Origin of the sequence: Marinobacter sp. R17 (assembly GCF_003789045.1) — a bacterium.
GTDB lineage: Bacteria > Pseudomonadota > Gammaproteobacteria > Pseudomonadales > Oleiphilaceae > Marinobacter_A > Marinobacter_A mangrovi.
The window spans coordinates 36,113-52,318 of the sequence record NZ_RHGZ01000017.1 but is presented as its reverse complement, the minus strand read 5'-3'; the positions used below and the strand labels follow the sequence as shown (position 1 = coordinate 52,318).

Sequence of the window (16,206 nt, the reverse complement as noted above, 5' to 3'; positions counted from 1 at the left end):
AGGCGAAATGGAACGGGCACACCCCGTGATTCTGTTCGATGGTGTTTGTGTTTTCTGCCAGTTCTGGGGGCGGTTTGTGCTGCGTCACGACCGGGCCCATCGTTTCCGCCTGGGAACCTTGCAGTCGGAGGCCGGGCAGGCGCTGTGCCGGGAAATGAAGGTGCCGTCAGAGGCGATGGACAGCGTGGTACTGATCGACGGCCAACGTGCGTTTCGGCGCAGTGACGCGGTTCTGCGGATCCTGGCGGGGCTGCCGTGGCCCTGGCGCTGGCTTGCGGTGTTCCGCTGGGTGCCCCGGCCCTTGCGGGATGGTCTCTACGACTGGATCGGCCGCCACCGCTACCGCTGGTTCGGTCGTTATGAAACCTGCCCGGTTCCGGCTCCGGAAGACCGGAAGCGGTTCATTGACGGCTGAGCGGTTCTTACTGCCAAAGCTCCTTTAGCGGCGTGTCCGGATCAAACCGGTACTGCAACTGCGCCATCAGAAGTTCGGCCGTGGCGAGGGCGTCGGTCAGGGCATGGTGGGGCGCGTAGTAGGGCAGTCCGTATCGGGTGCGGCTGTCGGCCAGGCGGATGGACTCCGGCTTGCGTCCGCGCAGCCGGTCCCAGAGGCTGGGTGGCTTCTGCCGGTGCCAGCGGGCTTCCAGTTCCATGGTGTCGATGACCGGGAATTCGATGCCCTCCTCCAGGCGCCAGCGCAGGGCGGCATCGAGGAATGCCCGTTCGATGTGGCGAAAGTGGACGACCACAATGCGCCCGGCGAGCGCCTCCAGGAGTTCGTCCAGGATCTCCCGGAGATCCGGTGCCACCCGCACTTCCGAGTGGGTGATGCCGTGGAAGGTGACCGATTCGCGGTGCAGCGGCAGCACCGGGCGAACCACCCAATGGTGGGCATCACGGCAAAAAATCCGGTGCGTGTTGAACGGCACCAGGCCGATGCTGACGATGGAGTGGGTGTCGGCATCCAGACCGGTGGTTTCGAAGTCCAGGGCCACCATGGGCACATCCCGTATGGGCGTATCCCCTGCCGGCGCGCCAGCGGCGTAGTACCGCTGCAACGCCGGTGTGTGCGCCGTTGCCGCAAGCGTTTCGAAGCGGGTCGGCCAGTCCAAGGTTTGGGCGGCGGCTGTCGAACCGGGCATGGCTGCGATCCCCATCAGTTGATCGATCCGCCGCCACTGGCGTGATAACGGTGGCGCAGGAATTTCTGGGCGTTGCTGATGACCTGGAAGGCCTCCTTCAGGTTACGACGTTCGAAGCGGGTCAGGTTCTCCGGCTCGATGTTGTTGTCCGGATCCCGGCCGGCCTCGATATCCAGGGCCTGGTGGCGGATGCGCACGATGGCAATCAGCTCCAGCGCATCGCGCAGGTTGTTGGCCACGCCCTCGGCCAGCAGCTGGGTTTCTTCGATGGCATTGATTCGGTTGAAGGTATTCTGCGCCCGGGAGCCGCAGGCCAGCGCATGCACCCGTACCAGATCCGACAGCGGCGCGGTGCCGCGGCGCTTCAGGTTGATCGAGTTGTTGTGCTTGCCGTCGTTCTCCATGACGAAGTCACGGAAGAACCCCAGCGGCGGTTTGCGATTCAGGGCCGCGTGGGCCAGGTAGGCCAGGAATCGCGGCGTACGCCGGGCCTTGGTGGCGATCAGGTCTTTCAGCACCTCGGCGAACTGGGTGTTCCCGGCAATGCCATCCAGGTCGAAGAATATGGCGCTGTTAAGCAATGATTTGGCGTCGGGCTTCTCGATCCACTCGGTGAAGTATTCCTTCCAGACCCGCAGCGGCTGACGCCAGGCCTGATTGGTGGCCATGATGTCGCCGGTGCAATAGGTGTAGCCGCATTCTGCCAGGCCATCGCTGACAAACTTGGCCAGCGCCTTGAAGTACTCGTCGTGTTCTTCCGGGATGAAGCTGTCGTCCAGCACCAGGGCGTTGTCCTGGTCCGTCACGATCAGTTGTTCGTCCCGGGCCATGGAGCCCAGCGCCATGAAACAGTAGGGGATCGGCGGCGGTCCCAGTTGTTCTTCGGCCAACTCGAGCAGACGCTGGGAAATGGCCCGTCCGATACCCGCCATGGCACTGCCGATCATGTGCGAGTTGGCGTCCTCGTTGACCATGCGCACGAACGTCGCCGCCTTGTCCCGGCTCAGGCGTTTGAGGCCCCGAACGTCCACCTGATGATGAATGTTGCTGACCAGGTAGAGCCCGCTTTGGGACTCATACTTGACGATGTCCGACAGCGCTACCACGCCCACCGGCTTGTTGCGATGCAGCACCGGCAAATGGTGCACGTTGCTGCGCAGCATGGTCAGCATGGCCTCGAAGACATACTTGTCGGACCGGATATAAACCAGATCCGTGGACATGATCTCGCTGACCGGCGTGTCGTAGTCGAGTCCCTCGGCCAGGGCCCGGGTGCGGAGGTCGCGATCCGTGATGATGCCGGCGACCATCGGGTTGTCGCCGGGTTTCCATTCCTGATCCATCTGTTCGCCGGGATTCGTCAGGATCAGGGCCGAAACGCCTTCGTCAGTCATCAGTCGCGCGGCGTCCCGGATGGAGACGGTGGCCTCTGCGGAAACGGGCTTTCGGGTAATCAGCCGCCGGACCCGCGAGGTCATCAGCGGGTTGGCTTTCTCCTGCCTGGAGACAGCGGCACGCAGGCGACCCTGGTCTTCAATGTCGAAAAAGTCCGCAAAATGGTCGCCGGCTTCCCACAATTCCTGGAACAGGGCGTCCGGAATCAGGTAGATCAGTGTGTCTTCGATGGCCGTGGCCGGGTAGCGCACCTTCTTGTTCATCATCAGGCCAAGCTGGCCGAACAGGTCGCCCTCACTGAGACGGTTGTAGAGTTCACCGTTGCGCCGGTAGACTTCCACCGCGCCGCTGCGGATGAAATAGAGGTCGCCGATGGGTTCGCCATAGGTCAGGATGGTCGAGCCCGCGCGGTAGTAGGCGACTTCCACCTGTGTCGCCAGACGGTCGATGGTGTCTTCCGGCAGGTCATCGAACGGGGCGAACCGTTTGATGTGATCTCTGATCTCGATCTGTTCGACTTCCATGAGGCATTCGATCCTGACGTTGCTGTAGCCATTATTCTGGCAGAGTTTTTGAAACGGACTCAAATCAGGGAGTCACCGCCCGGTGGACCACCGGGTCTTCAGCCATGACCCAATCCAATCCCCTCCGTCTGGTGTACGAAGACGACGAGCTGCTGGCCGTGCACAAACCGGCTGGCCTGCTGGTGCACCGCAGCCCCATCGACAAGCGCGAGACCGAGTTTGCGCTGCAGTACGCCCGTGACCTGAATGGCGGGCAGCACGTTTATCCGGTCCACCGACTGGACCGTCCGACGTCTGGTTTGCTGCTGTTCGCGAAGGATCCGGAGGTGGCCCGTCTGCTGGGCGCGCAGATGATGGCCCACGAGATCTACAAGACCTACCTGGCCATTGTCCGGGGCTGGCCGGAAGAGCAGGGCACGGTGGATTACCCGCTCAGGGAGGAACCGACGGATCGCCGTTTAAAGGGGCAAACCATGGCGGTGCAGGAGGCGATCACGGATTATGTGCGCCTCGGCATCAGCGAGATTCCCTATAAAGTGGAGGGCTATCCCACCAGCCGCTATGCGCTGATAGCGCTGTATCCCCGTACCGGACGACGTCACCAACTGCGCCGCCATATGAAGCACATCAGCCATCCCATCATCGGCGACGCCAATCACGGCCGGGGACGGCACAACCGGTTTTTTGCCCAACATTTTGGCGAAGCCCGGCTCTTCCTGGCCTCCGTCGGCATGAGCCTGACCCATCCGCTGACCGGTGAGTCCCTGGTGCTCAGCACCGCTCCGGAAGCCAGCTTTGCACGTGTTGCCACGGCCGTCGGCTGGGAAACGCTGGTCACTGAACCCTTGCCCCTGTCTCAGTAGCCGCGCCTGTGTAACGGTCTCCAGGTGACAACACGTCATCGCCCGGCCCCCCCCGGACGGCTCTGGAACGCCGCCGTCAGGATGACATTGTCACCCGTCAGGACCGATCCGATCCTAAAAGCGGCGCCGTGTCCTGCCAGCCGTCGCCCGCCTCGACCCGAATATCCCGTGCGGTGATCGGCTCGCCGCATTCGGAGCAGACCATCTGCGGGTGCATGGCATGACCGCACCCCTTGTGGATGTGCTTGACGGGCGCGCCCCGCTCGTCGGTCATGTGCTTGTCGCCCCAGTTCACCAGGGTCAGGATCACGGTGTGCAGATCCAGGCCCTTTTCGGTGAGCCGGTACTCTTCCCGGCGGGGACGTTCCTGGTAAGGCGACTTGCAGAGCACATCGTGCTCCACCAGCTTTTTCAGACGATCGGTCAGGACGTGACGAGTGATGCCCAGGCGGCGCTCGAAGGTCTCGAACCGGCGTACGCCCAGGAAGCAGTCCCGCAGGATCAGCAATGTCCAGCGATCGCCCACCACGGACAGGGTCCGGGCCAGTGAACAGGGCTGTTGATCCAGTTCTTCCCAACGCATCGAGCAATATCCTTTGGTGACAGGTGCCTGCAGAATAACTTGACAAGTTCTGTAATGGAACTGACTATTGATCGAGTTCCAAAAAAGAACCTACAAAAACAGACAATAAAGCCCCGGAGGCGAATCGATATGGAACCGAACACTGGACAGGACAACACGCGCCCCCAGGTCGCCGTGGTCATCGGCGCCGGCGATGCGACCGGCGGTGCCATTGCCAAACGCTTCGCCCGGGAGGGGCTGACGGTGGTCGCCACCCGTCGCCATCGCGACGCATTGGATCCGCTGCTGGAGGACATCCGGCAAGCCGGCGGAGCGGCCCACGGCTTTGGCTGCGATGCCCGTGACGAGACGGCCATGGTCGAACTGTTCGATCGGATTGAGGTCGATATCGGTGAGGTGGCGCTTGTCGTCTTCAACATCGGTGCCAACGTTCGCTACTCGATCACCGACACCAGCGCCCGGGTCTATCGCAAGGTCTGGGAAATGGCTGCGTTTGCCGGTTTCCTGACCGGTCGGGAAGCGGCCCGGGTGATGCTGCCGCGCCACCGGGGAACCGTCATATTCACCGGTGCCACGGCGTCCCTGCGGGGCGGTGCCGGCTTCTCGGCGTTTTCCGGAGCGAAATTCGCTTTGCGCGCGCTGGCCCAGAGCATGGCCCGGGAACTGGGGCCACAGGGGATCCATGTGGCTCATACGGTCATCGACGGCGCCATCGACACGGACTTCATCCGCGACAACTTCCCCGAGCGCTATGCACTGAAAGAACAGGACGGCATTCTCAATCCCGAGCACATTGCCGACCAGTACTGGCAATTGCACGGCCAGCCCCGGGACTGCTGGACCCATGAGCTGGACCTGCGCCCCTGGATCGAAACCTTTTGAGGAACCTGACCATGAATCCCGTCATCGACGTGTACTTCGATATCGGCAGCCCGGCCAGCTATCTCGCCTGGACCCAGTTGCCAACCCTGGCAGACCGCCACCAGGCTCGCCTCAACTGGCGCCCCATGCTGCTGGGCGCTGTGTTCCAGGCCACCGGTAACCAGTCACCGGTGATGATTCCGGCCAAGGGGCGCTATATGCACATGGACTTCCGGCGATTTGCCGACCGCTATGGCGTGCCGTTCAACATGAACCCCCATTTCCCGATCAACACCCTGACCCTGATGCGCGGCGCGGTTGCTTTTCTCGACACGACGCGGTTCGATGACTACCTGACCGCCGTGTTCAAAGCGATGTGGGTCGACCGGAAGAACATGACCGATCCCGACATCGTGGCCAGCGTCTGGTCGGACGCGGGTTTTGATCCGAAGGCGGTGATGGATCAGTGCAAAGCGGCGACCGTCAAACAGCGGCTCAAGGCGATGACGGACGAGGCGATCGACAAGGGCATCTTCGGGGCGCCGACGCTGTTTGTCGGGGACGAGATGTTTTTCGGGCAGGACCGGCTCTGGCAGGTCGAGCAGGTCCTCCAGAGCATTACCGAGAAGGACCATTCATGACTGAACAAGCCTATTCCCATGTTTTCGATCAATCCATTGCCCTGGAGCGGACCGGCGACGACCGCTGGCAGGGGCGTTTCCCGCCGGCGTACGCGAACATGGTCGGGCCGTTTGGCGGCGTGATTGCCGCGACCCTGCTGAACGGCGTTCTCAACCATCCCGATCGCCTGGGGGATCCGGTGTCCATGACCGTCAATTTCGCCGGCCCCATCGCGGACGATCATTTCGACGTGGTGACGCGACCCTGTCGCACCAACCGCTCCACCCAGCACTGGATGATCGAACTGACCCAGGGCGGCGAAACGGCCGTGACCGCTACGGTCTTGACCGGTGTTCGCCGGGACAGCTGGGAAGGCAGCGATGTCGGCATGCCGGACGATGTGCCGCCATTCGATCAGGTGGAGCCGTTCGATGCCGGCCTCAGCCTGCCTTGGGTGGCCAATTACGATCTGCGCATCATCGACGGCGGTTTCGATCCCACCGGCAAGACCCCGGAGCAGCCCCACGGCGCCTCACGCCTCTGGGTTCGGGACAAGCCGGCCCGACCGCTGGATTTCGCCTCGTTGATGGCGATCAGTGACTGCTTCTTCCCGCGGATCTTTATACGACGCCAGGAACGGATGCCGGCGGGCACCGTCTCCCTGACCACCTATTTCCACGCCGATGGCGAGACGCTGGCCCAGCAGGGCGAGCAGCCCATCCTGGCCGAAGCCCGCGCCCAGCGTTACTTCAAGAGTTACTTCGACCAGAGCGCCGAGCTCTGGGGCGCCAACGGGCAGTTGCTGGCCACGACTCATCAGATCGTCTATTACAAAGGGTAGGTTCGCGGGGAACCGCGGCAGCGGCAGATGATCCAAATGGCCGGAGGTAAGCGGCTTATGGGCAGCGTCCGGCGGAGAACCGGCTCAACTGGGCCGACGATGAGGATGACCGTTGCCCTGGCGGCGGGACTGGTAATGGCCGGTTGCCAGACCGCCGGGGTGCGTCCTTTCGACGGCGCGGTGGGCTATACGTTCGAGTACGAGTCCGGGGCATGGCGAGTCTCCTACACCGACGCCATCACCCGGGACTGGCAGATTCTTGAGGAAGGCGCGTTGGCGGCCTGCGCCCGGGAGACCGGCCGGGCCGTGGATTCATTGCGGCTGGTCGATGTCGGTCGGAATGAATTTTCCCGTAACGTACCCGTATCCGTCTCCTATCCCGCCGGGGTCATCACCACGCCGACCGGGGGCAACGGTAGCGCCGTCGCGCGCCCGGAAACCCCGCAAACCTTCAACCAGACCGTGCAGGTCACCCGGCGGATGGCGTTTCGCCAGGTCACCGCCGTCTGTCAGACGGTCTGATCCGGCAGCACCTTGCGCAGGAAATCCCGCGTTCGCGGATCCTGCGGGTTGGAGAACAGCTCCGACGGCGGCCCCTGTTCCACGATGCGACCACCGTCCACGAAGATCACCCGGTCCGCCACGTCTCTGGCAAAACTCATCTCGTGGGTGACCACCACCATCGTCTGGTGCTCGCTGGCCAGTTGCTTCATCAGGCCCAGCACTTCCTCGACCCATTCCGGATCCAGAGACGAGGTGGGCTCATCGAACAGGATAACCTCGGCGCCGGTGGCCATGGCCCGGCCGATGCCGACCCGCTGTTGCTGGCCGCCGGACAGGGACGCCGGATAGGCCTCGGCCTTGTCGCCCAGGCCGATGCGCTGGAGAATCTCGCGGGCCTTCTCGCGCGCTTTTTCCTTGGGCCACTTGTCCACCACGATCAGTCGCTCGGCAATGCTGTCCAGCGCGTTCTTGTTGGCGAACAGGGCGTAGTTCTGGAACACGAAGGCCGTGCGGCGGCGCAGGGCCAGGATGTCCTTGCGCGAGGTGGAGCAGGCGTCGACAGTCAGGTCGCCCACGGTGATCTCGCCGGCCGTCGGCTTTTCCAGGAAGTTGATGCAGCGCAGCAGGGTCGACTTGCCGGTGCCGGAAGGACCGATCACCACCACGATCTCGCCTTTGGCGATGTCCAGGTCAATCCCGTCGAGCACGGTTTGTCTGCCGTACACCTTGCGCAGTCCTTTCAGTTGGATCATCGGCTATAGGCCTTGTTCAGTCGGTGTTCCAGATAGCGCTGCAGCCAGGACAGCATTTCCACGATCACCCAGTAGATGATGGCGACGATGATGAACGCCTCGAAGTAGAGGAAGCTGCCGGCCGCCTCTTTCTGGGTGGCGCCCATCAGTTCCGTCACGCCCAGGGTAAAGGCCAGCGAGGTCGCCTTGATCATGTCGATGAAGTAGTTCATCAGCGTCGGCACGGCAATGCGGGTCGCCTGCGGCAGGATGATGCGCCGCATCAGTTGGGCGTTGGTCATGCCGATCGACAGGGCTGCTTCGGTCTGGCTGCGGTCCACGCCGACGATCGCCGCGCGGATCGACTCCGCCATGTACGCCGAGAAGTGCATGGTCAGGCCCATGATGGTCGCTGTAATGCCGTTGATGGCGGTCAGCGAGCTGACCAGTTGGGGCAGGCCGTAGTAGAACAGGAACAGCTGCACCAGCAGCGGAGTGCCGCGAAAGAACGAGATGAACAACATGGTGAACCGGTTCAGTACCGGCACCTTCAACACCCGGATGACCGCCAACAGGCAGGCAAGGATCAGCGCCAGCACCATGCCGGCGGCGGCCATCTCCAGGGTCAGGGGCAGATACTTCAGCAGTACCGGTATCAGCCCCAGCATGTAGTCGAAATCTAGAACATTCATTCAACCGTCCCGGTTCAGGGTGTGGTGATGTCGGTCCCGAACCAGGATTCGGAGATGGCCTTCAGGGTGCCGTCTTCCCGCAGTTTGGTGATGGCCTGGTCCACCTCGTCCCGCAGGGCGCGGCCATCCTCGGTATCGCGGAACGGATAGGCGTTGCTGATGCTGGAAAAGGTCGGGCCGGCCAGGGCCAAAGGCAGCGGCTTTTCCTTGATGATCTGGCTGGCGCTGACGCGGTCCATCACGAAGGCGTCGACACGGCCCAGGGCGGTGTCCTGCCCCAGGTTGCTTTCGTAGGTGCGGATGTCGATCTGGTCCGAGTAGGGCAGGTCGCGCAGCAGGGCTTCGTAGTTGGAACCCAGGTTGACGGCCACGCTCTTGCCTTTGAGATCTTCCACGCTGTGGATGCTGTCGTTGCCTTTCTTGACCACCACCTGCGCGCCGTCGTAGACGTACGGCTGGGTGAAGACGTACTTATGTTTGCGCTCGTCGGTGATGGTGATCTGGTTGGCAACGGTATCGATGCGACCGGATTCCAGCAGCCCGAACAGGCCAGAGAACGCCGCCGTGCGGTACTCCACCTTGCGTCCCAGTTCCTTGCCGATGGCGTTCATGACGTCCACTTCAAAGCCCTGTAACTTGTCGTTTTCCACAAACGTGAAGGGGAAGTAGCGGCCGGACATGCCGACCCTCAGTGGATCCTTGTCCTGGGCAAAGGTCATGGGGCTGGCGATGAGCGCCACCGCGGCCAAAAGGCTCAGCAATACAGTTTTCATGGTGTTCTCCCTATTCCTTGTCGGCAGAAAAAGACGCGAACGTCAGATTTACGAGCCCTGGAGCGCTTTGTACCAGAATTGCATGGGCTTTTCGGTTGGCCCGGGGTCTCCGATATCCGTCCACGTATAGCGGGTTTCAAGCCCGGGTACGGGGTAATACCCACGCCGTTGCCAGAAAGCATCCAACGGTCCGTAATCTGCAGGCCTGGCCGGGTGGTCCTGTGGCCGGACAACGGCACAGAAAACGGCCTGGCGAAAACCGGCCTCGCGGGCATGCCGCTCGCGCTCATCGAAGAAAGCCACGCCCAAGCCTTGTCCCCGATAATCGCCGAGCAGGACGGATTCGCCATAGTAGAAAATATCGTCCGGATTCCAGCCGGCATCAACAAACGGCTGGCGGAAGGCATCGTCCTCATCGGCCATGGGGATGCCGGTGGAAGCGCCGACGATGCGTTCGCCGTCACGGGCAATCACGCAAATCGAGCCAGCAGAGCGGGCGTAGGTGCGCAGGTACTGGCGCTCGTAGTCGGCGTTGCCGTCGTAGAGATAGGGAAAATCGCGGAAGACGGTCATGCGCAGGTCGGCCAGCGCGTCCAGGTGGTCCAGCAGGTCGGCGCCCTGCAGTGTCTCGAGTGTTACGGCCATTGGTCGGTCCCGTTCCATCCGGTTGAATCGGTGTCCAGTGCACTAGCCATGGATGTGATAGCGCGTGTCCTGGGTTTCAACCCTTTAGAGCGCCGATCGCAGGGGATTTGAGTGAAGCGACCGCAGTTGGTCAATGGGCACCGGCTTGCTGAACAGGTAGCCTTGCAGCAGTTCACAACCCTGCTGCTGTAGCCACTGACGCTGGTCTTCCGTCTCCACCCCTTCCGCCACGACTTCCATACCGAGACCGCGGGCCAGACCCAGAATCGACAGGGTGATGGCTATGTCGTCGGCATCGTCGGGGATATCGCGGATGAAAGACCGGTCGATTTTCAGCCGTGAGAAGGGCAGATGCTTGAGACGGGACAGGGAGGAGTAGCCGGTTCCGAAGTCGTCGATGGACAGCCTGGAGCCCAGCGCGACCAGCTCATTCAGGGTGGCCTGCATGCTCTTGGAGTCACCTTTGATGGCGTCCTCGGTGACCTCAAACTGCAGTTCACTGCCGGCAACACCGTACTGTTCCAGCATCTCCTGGACCTGCCGCGGCAGGCGATCGTCCATCACCTGTTCGGCCGCCAGGTTGATCGCCGTAATAGGCAACGGGTGACCGCGGCTGGCGGCTTGTTGTCGGTCCTGGCAGACGCGTCGCAGCACGACCTCCCCCAGATCCTGCATCAAGCCGGCGTTGCGGGCCACGTCGAGGAATTCGATGGGCGCCATCCAGCCCTGTTCGGGGTGGTGCCAGCGCACCAGGGCCTCGATGCTCACCATGTGGGCGTCGGCGGTGTTCACGATGGGCTGATAGAACACGTCCAGCGCGTTGTTCTGGATGGCCTGACGCAGCTCGCCTTCCAGTACGAACCGGGACCGCGCGGTGGAATGGATTTCAGAACTGAAGGCCTGCATCCGCGCCCGACCGTTTTCTTTGGCGTGATACATGGCGGCTTCGGCACTGCGCAGCAACGACTCGGTATCGCCGCCGTCCTCGGGGTAACGGCAAACGCCGAGGCTGGCGGTCATGCGCAGGGTGCGGTCATCGATGACGAGTGGGTCGCTGATGCAATGCTGGATCTGGTGGATGACGTAATCGATGCGGTCGCTGTCCGTGTTGGTGCGGATGAGTACGGCAAATTCGTCGCCACCGACCCGGGCGACCTTGTCACGCCCGTTCAGGTAGAGGCTGCGCAGCCGATTGGCAATCTCGGCGATAACCCGGTTACCGCCGGCGGCCCCCATACCGTCGTTAACACTTTTGAGCCGGTCGAGATCAATCCAGATCAGGGTGAATCCCTCACCGGCGCGCTGCCGCATTTTCTGGATCAGGTGCAGCACACGCTCGCGAAAGGACTGCAGATTGGGCAGGCCGGTCAGGCTGTCAAAGTGGGTCACGTAGGCGAGCTGCTTCTGGGAGCGGATCCACGCTTCGTGGGTATTGATCAGGCTGATGGTGTCGGCGATGGCGGTCGCGAATGAGATTTCGGGCAGGGTCCAGGTTCGTCGTCGAAGGGATTCCAGGCAAATCACCCCGCTGAGCCGGCCACCGTCGAAGATCGGTGCATCCAACAGGGAATGAATCCCCAGCGGCTCGAAGTAGGTTTCGTTGAACGCGGCTGTGCGCGGGTCACTGTGGGCCTCGCTGGCATCAATGACACGGGCGGTCCTGAGTGCCCGGAAGTAGGCGGGGTTGTCGCTTTCCACCAACGCGATCGGCTGGTAGTCGTGACCGCCTTCCAGCCGGTACAGGGCCTCGCTGTCAATGCGGTCGCCCGTTGCATTCATCTGCCAGATACTGACCCGGTCGACCTGTAACAGCTGGCCGGCAAGGTCGCTGAGTGAAGCCAGCTTCCGGCTGCGGTTGTCGCCGATGAAGTCCGGGTTGTGGCTGAGCTTCAATAGCGCTTCGTGAAATTCAATGAATGTTTTATTCTGGGACATCAATGCGTTACCAGCACCAGATTCTAAAACCGGGTATTGTGCTGCTCTTTGCTGACACACCAGGCTATGGGGTTCACAATTGTCCTAATAATGGCAATGCCCTCACGGTCTGTCCAACCGGGGCGCTCAAGTCTCAAGTGTAGCCGTTCACAATACGTCAGGAGGTTTTATGGGCTGGCACCAGACCACCATCACGCTCGACCCGAAGCCACGCGGCTTTCATCTCGTGACCCGCGATGTGTTGGCGCAGCTGCCGGCGCTGCCGGATTGCCGCATTGGCCTGCTGCACCTGTTCATCCAGCACACCTCGGCGTCGCTGGCGGTCAACGAAAACGCGGATCCGGACGTACGTGGCGACCTGGAGCGGCATTTCAACGTGATGGTCCCGGAGAACGCGCCGCACTACGAGCACACGATGGAAGGGCCCGATGACATGCCGGCCCACATCAAAAACGTGCTGATCGGACCCTCCCTGACCCTGCCGGTTCGCGATGGCCGGCCGGTGCTGGGTACCTGGCAGGGCATTTATCTGTGCGAGCATCGGGACCACGGCGGCGCGCGCCGGATCGTGGCGACCCTGCAGGGGGAGTAAAAGCGGCCTCAGGACGCCCATTTTGCGTTTGGTTGACGTTTCTGTTGTCCAATAAAACAACTTATTACAAAAACAAGCTATTTCAGGTTGTCAGCTGCTCCATACTAAGTCTGTAATAAAACGCGTCGATCGCATAACAAGAATGACACAGGCGGCCTATGGTTCGTTGGCTTTTACTGATTGCACTTCTCGTGACCGGAACCGCATCCGCGGATCCCCTTATCCTGTCGCCCTTTACCCAGAAGGAAGATCTGGCCTCGAATGTGAGTTACTGGGCCGAAGGTCAGGACGAGGTCTCCCTGCAGCAGGTGCTGACACTGAGCGATGCCGACTGGACCCGGAACACCGGCGAAGACATCAATCTGGGCTATCAGGACCGTGCCTACTGGTTCCGTCTGACCATTGAAAACCCGCAGTTGCAGCCGGTGGATAACCTGCTCGAGATTGGCTATCCGGTGCTCGATGATATCGAGATCTACCAGATCACCGATGGTGTGGTGGGCCAATCCTGGTCGTTAGGGGACAAGCAGCCGTTCTACGCCCGTCCCATTCACAACCGGAATTTCCTGGTGCCGGTGGAGGTGCCGTCGCAGGGGGAAACCACCCTGTATCTGCGCGTGCGCACCACCAGTTCGCTGCAGCTGCCCATGACCTTCTGGACCCAGGACGCCTTCTACGCTTCCGAGCAGCCGCGACTGCTCCTGGAGGGCATCTACTACGGCATCGTCGTGGTGATGATCCTGTACAACCTGTTCGTGTTCCTGGCCGTGGGGGAGCGCAGCTTCCTCTACTACGTGGGCTACATCACCGCGATGCCGCTGTTCCTGGCCAGCCTGCACGGCATGGCCTTCCAGTATCTCTGGCCGGAAGCGACCTGGTGGAACGACCAGGCCATCATTTTCTTCCTCAACCTGACCGTTACCTTCGGCGGCATTTTTGCCATGCGCTTTCTGTCGGTGCTGCCCCGGATTCATCCGGTGCTGGCCTGGGCAACGATCATCGTGTCGGCGTTGTCAGCGCTGTTTGCCCTCGCGGCACTGGTGGTGCCCTACCAGTACATGATCCACCCGACGATCATCCTGGCGGCGATCGGCTGCACCGGCATGGTGGTGCTGGGCGTGGTTCGCTGGCTGAAGAAAGACCCTGCCGCCCGATACTTCGGGGTAGCCTGGTTCTTCATGCTGTTTGGTGGCGTGGTGCTGGCGTTGAACAAGTTCACCGTGTTGCCGCAGAACGTGTTCACCGAGAACGCCACCCAGGTGGGATCGGCCCTGGGCGTGATCCTGCTGTCCATTGCCCTGGCGGACCGCTTGAACAAGGAGAAGAAGCGGACCTTCGCCGCCCAGGAAAAGCTCTACCGGGAAGAACGCAAGGCCCGTCTGGCCCAGGAGAAGAGCCTGCAGGTGCAGCAGGAAGCCAATGCGCTGTTGGAGGAGCGGGTCCAGGAGCGTACCCGGGATCTGGAAGACCTCAATGTGCGCCTGATGGAGCTCAGTGCCACCGACGCCTTAACCGGCCTCAAGAATCGTGGTCACTTCGATCGCGCGTTCCAGTCGGCCTGCGTCAAGGCGTATCGCTTTGGCCAGCCCCTGTCGCTGCTGGTGGTGGATATCGATCACTTCAAGCAGTTCAACGACAAGTACGGCCATCTGGTCGGGGACGACTGTTTGCAGATGGTGACGCAGGGTATTCGCCAGTTCGTCACGCGTCCGCAGGATCTGGCGGCCCGCTATGGCGGTGAGGAGTTCGTGGTTCTGCTGCCCGATACGCCGGAAGAGGGCGCGGTGCAGGTCGCCGAGAAAATTCGCAGGGACATCGCGTCCACCGATTTCCGGGTCTCGGACGAGATGTTGCGCCTGACGGTCAGCATCGGTGTCTGTACCCTGGTGCCGGAGCAAGCCGACGCCACCAAGCAACTGTTCACCCGCGCCGACGAAGCCCTCTACGAAGCCAAGGGTGCCGGTCGCAACCGGGTATCGGTCTATCGGCCCGATGAGGCGACGGCACTAAGCCCGGTCTGACAATAACGGCCAGGGGGCGATTGCTTCCAGTTCGAAGGCCAGCTCCAGCAGGTCGCGCTCGCCACCGTGCCGGGCCGACAGATGCACGGCCACCGGCAGGTTGTCGGCCGTCTGGCCACCGGGCAGGCTGATGGCCGGCGCCCCTGTGGCGTTGGCCAGTGGTGTGAAAGCCACGTAGCGGCGCAGCCGGGCAAACAGTTCCTCGAAAGACTGCTCCGGGCTCAGGTAGCCCAGCTTTGGCGTGGTGTGGGCCAGCGCCGGGGACAGCACAACATCCACGCCCATCTTTTCCAACCCCTCCGCATACTGTTTCTGGCTACGCTGCAGCCGCCAAAGCGCGCCTGGCGTGCGGTGCAGGTTACGGCGGAAACGCTCGGCCAGACCCCGGGTCAGGCCGTCAACGCGTTGCGGGTCGAAATCCCGGTCCAGGATGCGATGGCCAAAGCGGGCCATCAGGAACGCCAGGCAGGACCAATAGTGCGCAAAGTCGTCGGCGAAGCGAGCGGCGATGGGGATATCGATCGGCATCACGGTATGGCCCTGCTCGGCCAGACGCCTGGCGGTCGTCTCGACCACGTTGCGGGTGGTGGCGTCGGTCGCGTCGCCGGTGATGGAATCCAGCACCAGACCAACCCGCAACCGCCGCTTGCCCGGGCCCAGCACCTCGCCGATGGGCGGTAGCCGTTTATTCAGGTAATAGCGCTCCGCGCCGGCCAGGAAGTGGGCCGTGTCCCGCACACTGCGGGTGACCACGCCTTCGCCGATGATGTTGATCGGCAGGGATCGCGCCGCCTCGCTATCCACCAGCCGGCCGCGAGTCGGCTTGAGTCCCACCAGTCCGCAACAGGCCGCCGGAATGCGAATCGAACCACCGCCGTCGTTGGCGTGGGCAATGGGCACCACGCCGGCTGCCACCAGCGCGGCCGCCCCACCGCTGGAGGCGCCGCAGGAATAGGCCGGGTTCCAGGGGTTGCGGGTCGGGTCGGTATGGGCCGGTTCGGTGGACGCGTTGAAGCCGAATTCCGGCAGGGAGCTCTTGCCGATACTGATCAGGCCCTGAGCCAGGTACTGTGCCGCAAAGGCGTTGGTGTGCATTGCCGGTTTGGACGGCACGGCCAGGGAGCCGTGCCCAGTGGGCAACCCTTTGACGTCGGTGTTGTCCTTGATCAGGGTCGGCACCCCGGCAAAAACGCCATCACCGGGATGAGCGGCCTGTCGCAGGGCGTTCTCATAGTCGGGGGTTGCGATGCCGTGCAGCCGCGTTGCCATGGCGCGTGCCCGTTGGATCGATGCGCTCACGGCCTCGCGCGCACTGATCTCGCCCTGTCGGATCAGACGGGCGAGGGCGGTGGCATCGTGGTTACCGAGGGCGTCGTCGGTAAAGGCATGGATCGGCGTGGGGCATTCCTGGGCGGTCATGGCTGGTCCGGTTATCGAGTGTTTTTTGAACTCTAGCCGATCCCGGAACGTGACTGAATGTCCT

17 protein-coding genes are annotated in these 16,206 nt (G+C 62.4%); 8 read left to right on the top strand and 9 right to left on the bottom strand.

What is annotated here, in order from left to right; translation table 11 throughout:
• Positions 1-7: 7 nt before the first annotated feature.
• A complete protein-coding gene (locus EB809_RS13085; RefSeq protein WP_123635270.1) occupies positions 8-415 on the top strand; it encodes a thiol-disulfide oxidoreductase DCC family protein in 408 nt (135 codons plus the stop codon).
• A gap of 7 nt (positions 416-422) precedes the next feature.
• On the opposite strand, the gene EB809_RS13080 is transcribed toward EB809_RS13085, so the two are convergent.
• Entirely contained in the window at positions 423-1,142 is a 720-nt protein-coding gene (locus EB809_RS13080; RefSeq protein ID WP_123635269.1) for a 3'-5' exonuclease, read from the bottom strand.
• Positions 1,143-1,156: 14 nt separating this feature from the next.
• Positions 1,157-3,061 (bottom strand): putative nucleotidyltransferase substrate binding domain-containing protein, encoded by a 1,905-nt coding sequence (locus tag EB809_RS13075; protein WP_123635268.1) that lies wholly within the window; start codon positions 3,059-3,061, stop codon positions 1,157-1,159.
• A gap of 104 nt (positions 3,062-3,165) precedes the next feature.
• Between EB809_RS13075 and EB809_RS13070 the strand changes: the two genes are divergently transcribed.
• Complete coding sequence (locus tag EB809_RS13070; protein ID WP_123635267.1) at positions 3,166-3,924, top strand: pseudouridine synthase; 759 nt, start codon at positions 3,166-3,168, stop codon at positions 3,922-3,924.
• Between the two features lie 97 nt (positions 3,925-4,021).
• Here EB809_RS13070 and EB809_RS13065 read toward each other — a convergent pair whose 3' ends face one another.
• Positions 4,022-4,507 (bottom strand): winged helix-turn-helix transcriptional regulator, encoded by a 486-nt coding sequence (locus EB809_RS13065; protein ID WP_123635266.1) that lies wholly within the window; start codon positions 4,505-4,507, stop codon positions 4,022-4,024.
• A gap of 129 nt (positions 4,508-4,636) precedes the next feature.
• Between EB809_RS13065 and EB809_RS13060 the strand changes: the two genes are divergently transcribed.
• The 4 genes from EB809_RS13060 to EB809_RS13045 all read left to right on the top strand — a co-directional run bounded on the left by EB809_RS13060 (position 4,637) and on the right by EB809_RS13045 (position 7,352).
• Entirely contained in the window at positions 4,637-5,389 is a 753-nt protein-coding gene (locus EB809_RS13060) for an SDR family oxidoreductase (protein WP_123635265.1), read from the top strand.
• 11 nt (positions 5,390-5,400) lie between these two features.
• Entirely contained in the window at positions 5,401-6,009 is a 609-nt protein-coding gene (locus EB809_RS13055) for a 2-hydroxychromene-2-carboxylate isomerase (RefSeq protein WP_123635264.1), read from the top strand.
• Positions 6,006-6,830, top strand: a complete 825-nt coding sequence (locus tag EB809_RS13050) for an acyl-CoA thioesterase (protein ID WP_123635263.1) — start codon at positions 6,006-6,008, stop codon at positions 6,828-6,830. Before EB809_RS13055 ends, EB809_RS13050 begins: the two co-directional genes overlap by 4 nt.
• 99 nt (positions 6,831-6,929) lie before the next feature.
• A complete protein-coding gene (locus tag EB809_RS13045) occupies positions 6,930-7,352 on the top strand; it encodes a hypothetical protein (RefSeq protein WP_148079183.1) in 423 nt (140 codons plus the stop codon).
• On the opposite strand, the gene EB809_RS13040 is transcribed toward EB809_RS13045, so the two are convergent.
• The 5 genes from EB809_RS13040 to EB809_RS13020 form a co-directional block, all read right to left on the bottom strand.
• Positions 7,340-8,086, bottom strand: coding sequence for an amino acid ABC transporter ATP-binding protein (locus EB809_RS13040; protein ID WP_123635261.1), 747 nt, complete (start codon positions 8,084-8,086; stop codon positions 7,340-7,342). The two genes, EB809_RS13045 and EB809_RS13040, sit on opposite strands and share 13 nt — an antisense overlap.
• Positions 8,083-8,757: an amino acid ABC transporter permease gene (locus EB809_RS13035; protein ID WP_123635260.1), complete on the bottom strand. Its 675-nt coding sequence runs from the start codon at positions 8,755-8,757 to the stop codon at positions 8,083-8,085. The genes EB809_RS13040 and EB809_RS13035 overlap by 4 nt, the downstream gene beginning before the upstream one ends.
• Before the next feature lie 14 nt (positions 8,758-8,771).
• The gene (locus tag EB809_RS13030) at positions 8,772-9,530 is read right to left on the bottom strand and encodes an amino acid ABC transporter substrate-binding protein (RefSeq protein ID WP_123635259.1); all 759 of its coding nucleotides are present in this window, start codon (positions 9,528-9,530) and stop codon (positions 8,772-8,774) included.
• A gap of 48 nt (positions 9,531-9,578) precedes the next feature.
• The gene (locus EB809_RS13025) at positions 9,579-10,175 is read right to left on the bottom strand and encodes a GNAT family N-acetyltransferase (RefSeq protein ID WP_123635258.1); all 597 of its coding nucleotides are present in this window, start codon (positions 10,173-10,175) and stop codon (positions 9,579-9,581) included.
• Positions 10,176-10,259: 84 nt separating this feature from the next.
• A complete protein-coding gene (locus EB809_RS13020; protein WP_123635257.1) occupies positions 10,260-12,110 on the bottom strand; it encodes a putative bifunctional diguanylate cyclase/phosphodiesterase in 1,851 nt (616 codons plus the stop codon).
• A 169-nt stretch (positions 12,111-12,279) separates the two neighbouring features.
• Between EB809_RS13020 and EB809_RS13015 the strand changes: the two genes are divergently transcribed.
• Both EB809_RS13015 and EB809_RS13010 read left to right on the top strand, forming a co-directional pair.
• On the top strand, positions 12,280-12,702 hold the full coding sequence (locus tag EB809_RS13015) for a secondary thiamine-phosphate synthase enzyme YjbQ (protein WP_123635256.1): 423 nt from the start codon (positions 12,280-12,282) through the stop codon (positions 12,700-12,702).
• A 158-nt stretch (positions 12,703-12,860) separates the two neighbouring features.
• Positions 12,861-14,723 (top strand): diguanylate cyclase, encoded by a 1,863-nt coding sequence (locus tag EB809_RS13010; protein WP_123635255.1) that lies wholly within the window; start codon positions 12,861-12,863, stop codon positions 14,721-14,723.
• Here the strand turns inward: EB809_RS13010 and EB809_RS13005 are convergent.
• The gene (locus EB809_RS13005; protein WP_123635254.1) at positions 14,709-16,142 is read right to left on the bottom strand and encodes an amidase; all 1,434 of its coding nucleotides are present in this window, start codon (positions 16,140-16,142) and stop codon (positions 14,709-14,711) included. The two genes, EB809_RS13010 and EB809_RS13005, sit on opposite strands and share 15 nt — an antisense overlap.
• Between the last annotated feature and the right edge of the window lie 64 nt (positions 16,143-16,206).

Excerpts from the sequence above, each read along its gene's own strand:
- EB809_RS13085 (WP_123635270.1), top strand. The coding sequence starts at position 8 with ATGGAACGGGCACACCCCGTGATTCTGTTCGATGGTGTTTGTGTTTTC.
- EB809_RS13080 (WP_123635269.1), bottom strand. The coding sequence starts at position 1,142 with ATGCCCGGTTCGACAGCCGCCGCCCAAACCTTGGACTGGCCGACCCGC.
- EB809_RS13075 (WP_123635268.1), bottom strand. The coding sequence starts at position 3,061 with ATGGAAGTCGAACAGATCGAGATCAGAGATCACATCAAACGGTTCGCC.
- EB809_RS13070 (WP_123635267.1), top strand. The coding sequence starts at position 3,166 with ATGACCCAATCCAATCCCCTCCGTCTGGTGTACGAAGACGACGAGCTG.
- EB809_RS13065 (WP_123635266.1), bottom strand. The coding sequence starts at position 4,507 with ATGCGTTGGGAAGAACTGGATCAACAGCCCTGTTCACTGGCCCGGACC.
- EB809_RS13060 (WP_123635265.1), top strand. The coding sequence starts at position 4,637 with ATGGAACCGAACACTGGACAGGACAACACGCGCCCCCAGGTCGCCGTG.
- EB809_RS13055 (WP_123635264.1), top strand. The coding sequence starts at position 5,401 with ATGAATCCCGTCATCGACGTGTACTTCGATATCGGCAGCCCGGCCAGC.
- EB809_RS13050 (WP_123635263.1), top strand. The coding sequence starts at position 6,006 with ATGACTGAACAAGCCTATTCCCATGTTTTCGATCAATCCATTGCCCTG.
- EB809_RS13045 (WP_148079183.1), top strand. The coding sequence starts at position 6,930 with ATGAGGATGACCGTTGCCCTGGCGGCGGGACTGGTAATGGCCGGTTGC.
- EB809_RS13040 (WP_123635261.1), bottom strand. The coding sequence starts at position 8,086 with ATGATCCAACTGAAAGGACTGCGCAAGGTGTACGGCAGACAAACCGTG.
- EB809_RS13035 (WP_123635260.1), bottom strand. The coding sequence starts at position 8,757 with ATGAATGTTCTAGATTTCGACTACATGCTGGGGCTGATACCGGTACTG.
- EB809_RS13030 (WP_123635259.1), bottom strand. The coding sequence starts at position 9,530 with ATGAAAACTGTATTGCTGAGCCTTTTGGCCGCGGTGGCGCTCATCGCC.
- EB809_RS13025 (WP_123635258.1), bottom strand. The coding sequence starts at position 10,175 with ATGGCCGTAACACTCGAGACACTGCAGGGCGCCGACCTGCTGGACCAC.
- EB809_RS13020 (WP_123635257.1), bottom strand. The coding sequence starts at position 12,110 with ATGTCCCAGAATAAAACATTCATTGAATTTCACGAAGCGCTATTGAAG.
- EB809_RS13015 (WP_123635256.1), top strand. The coding sequence starts at position 12,280 with ATGGGCTGGCACCAGACCACCATCACGCTCGACCCGAAGCCACGCGGC.
- EB809_RS13010 (WP_123635255.1), top strand. The coding sequence starts at position 12,861 with ATGGTTCGTTGGCTTTTACTGATTGCACTTCTCGTGACCGGAACCGCA.
- EB809_RS13005 (WP_123635254.1), bottom strand. The coding sequence starts at position 16,142 with ATGACCGCCCAGGAATGCCCCACGCCGATCCATGCCTTTACCGACGAC.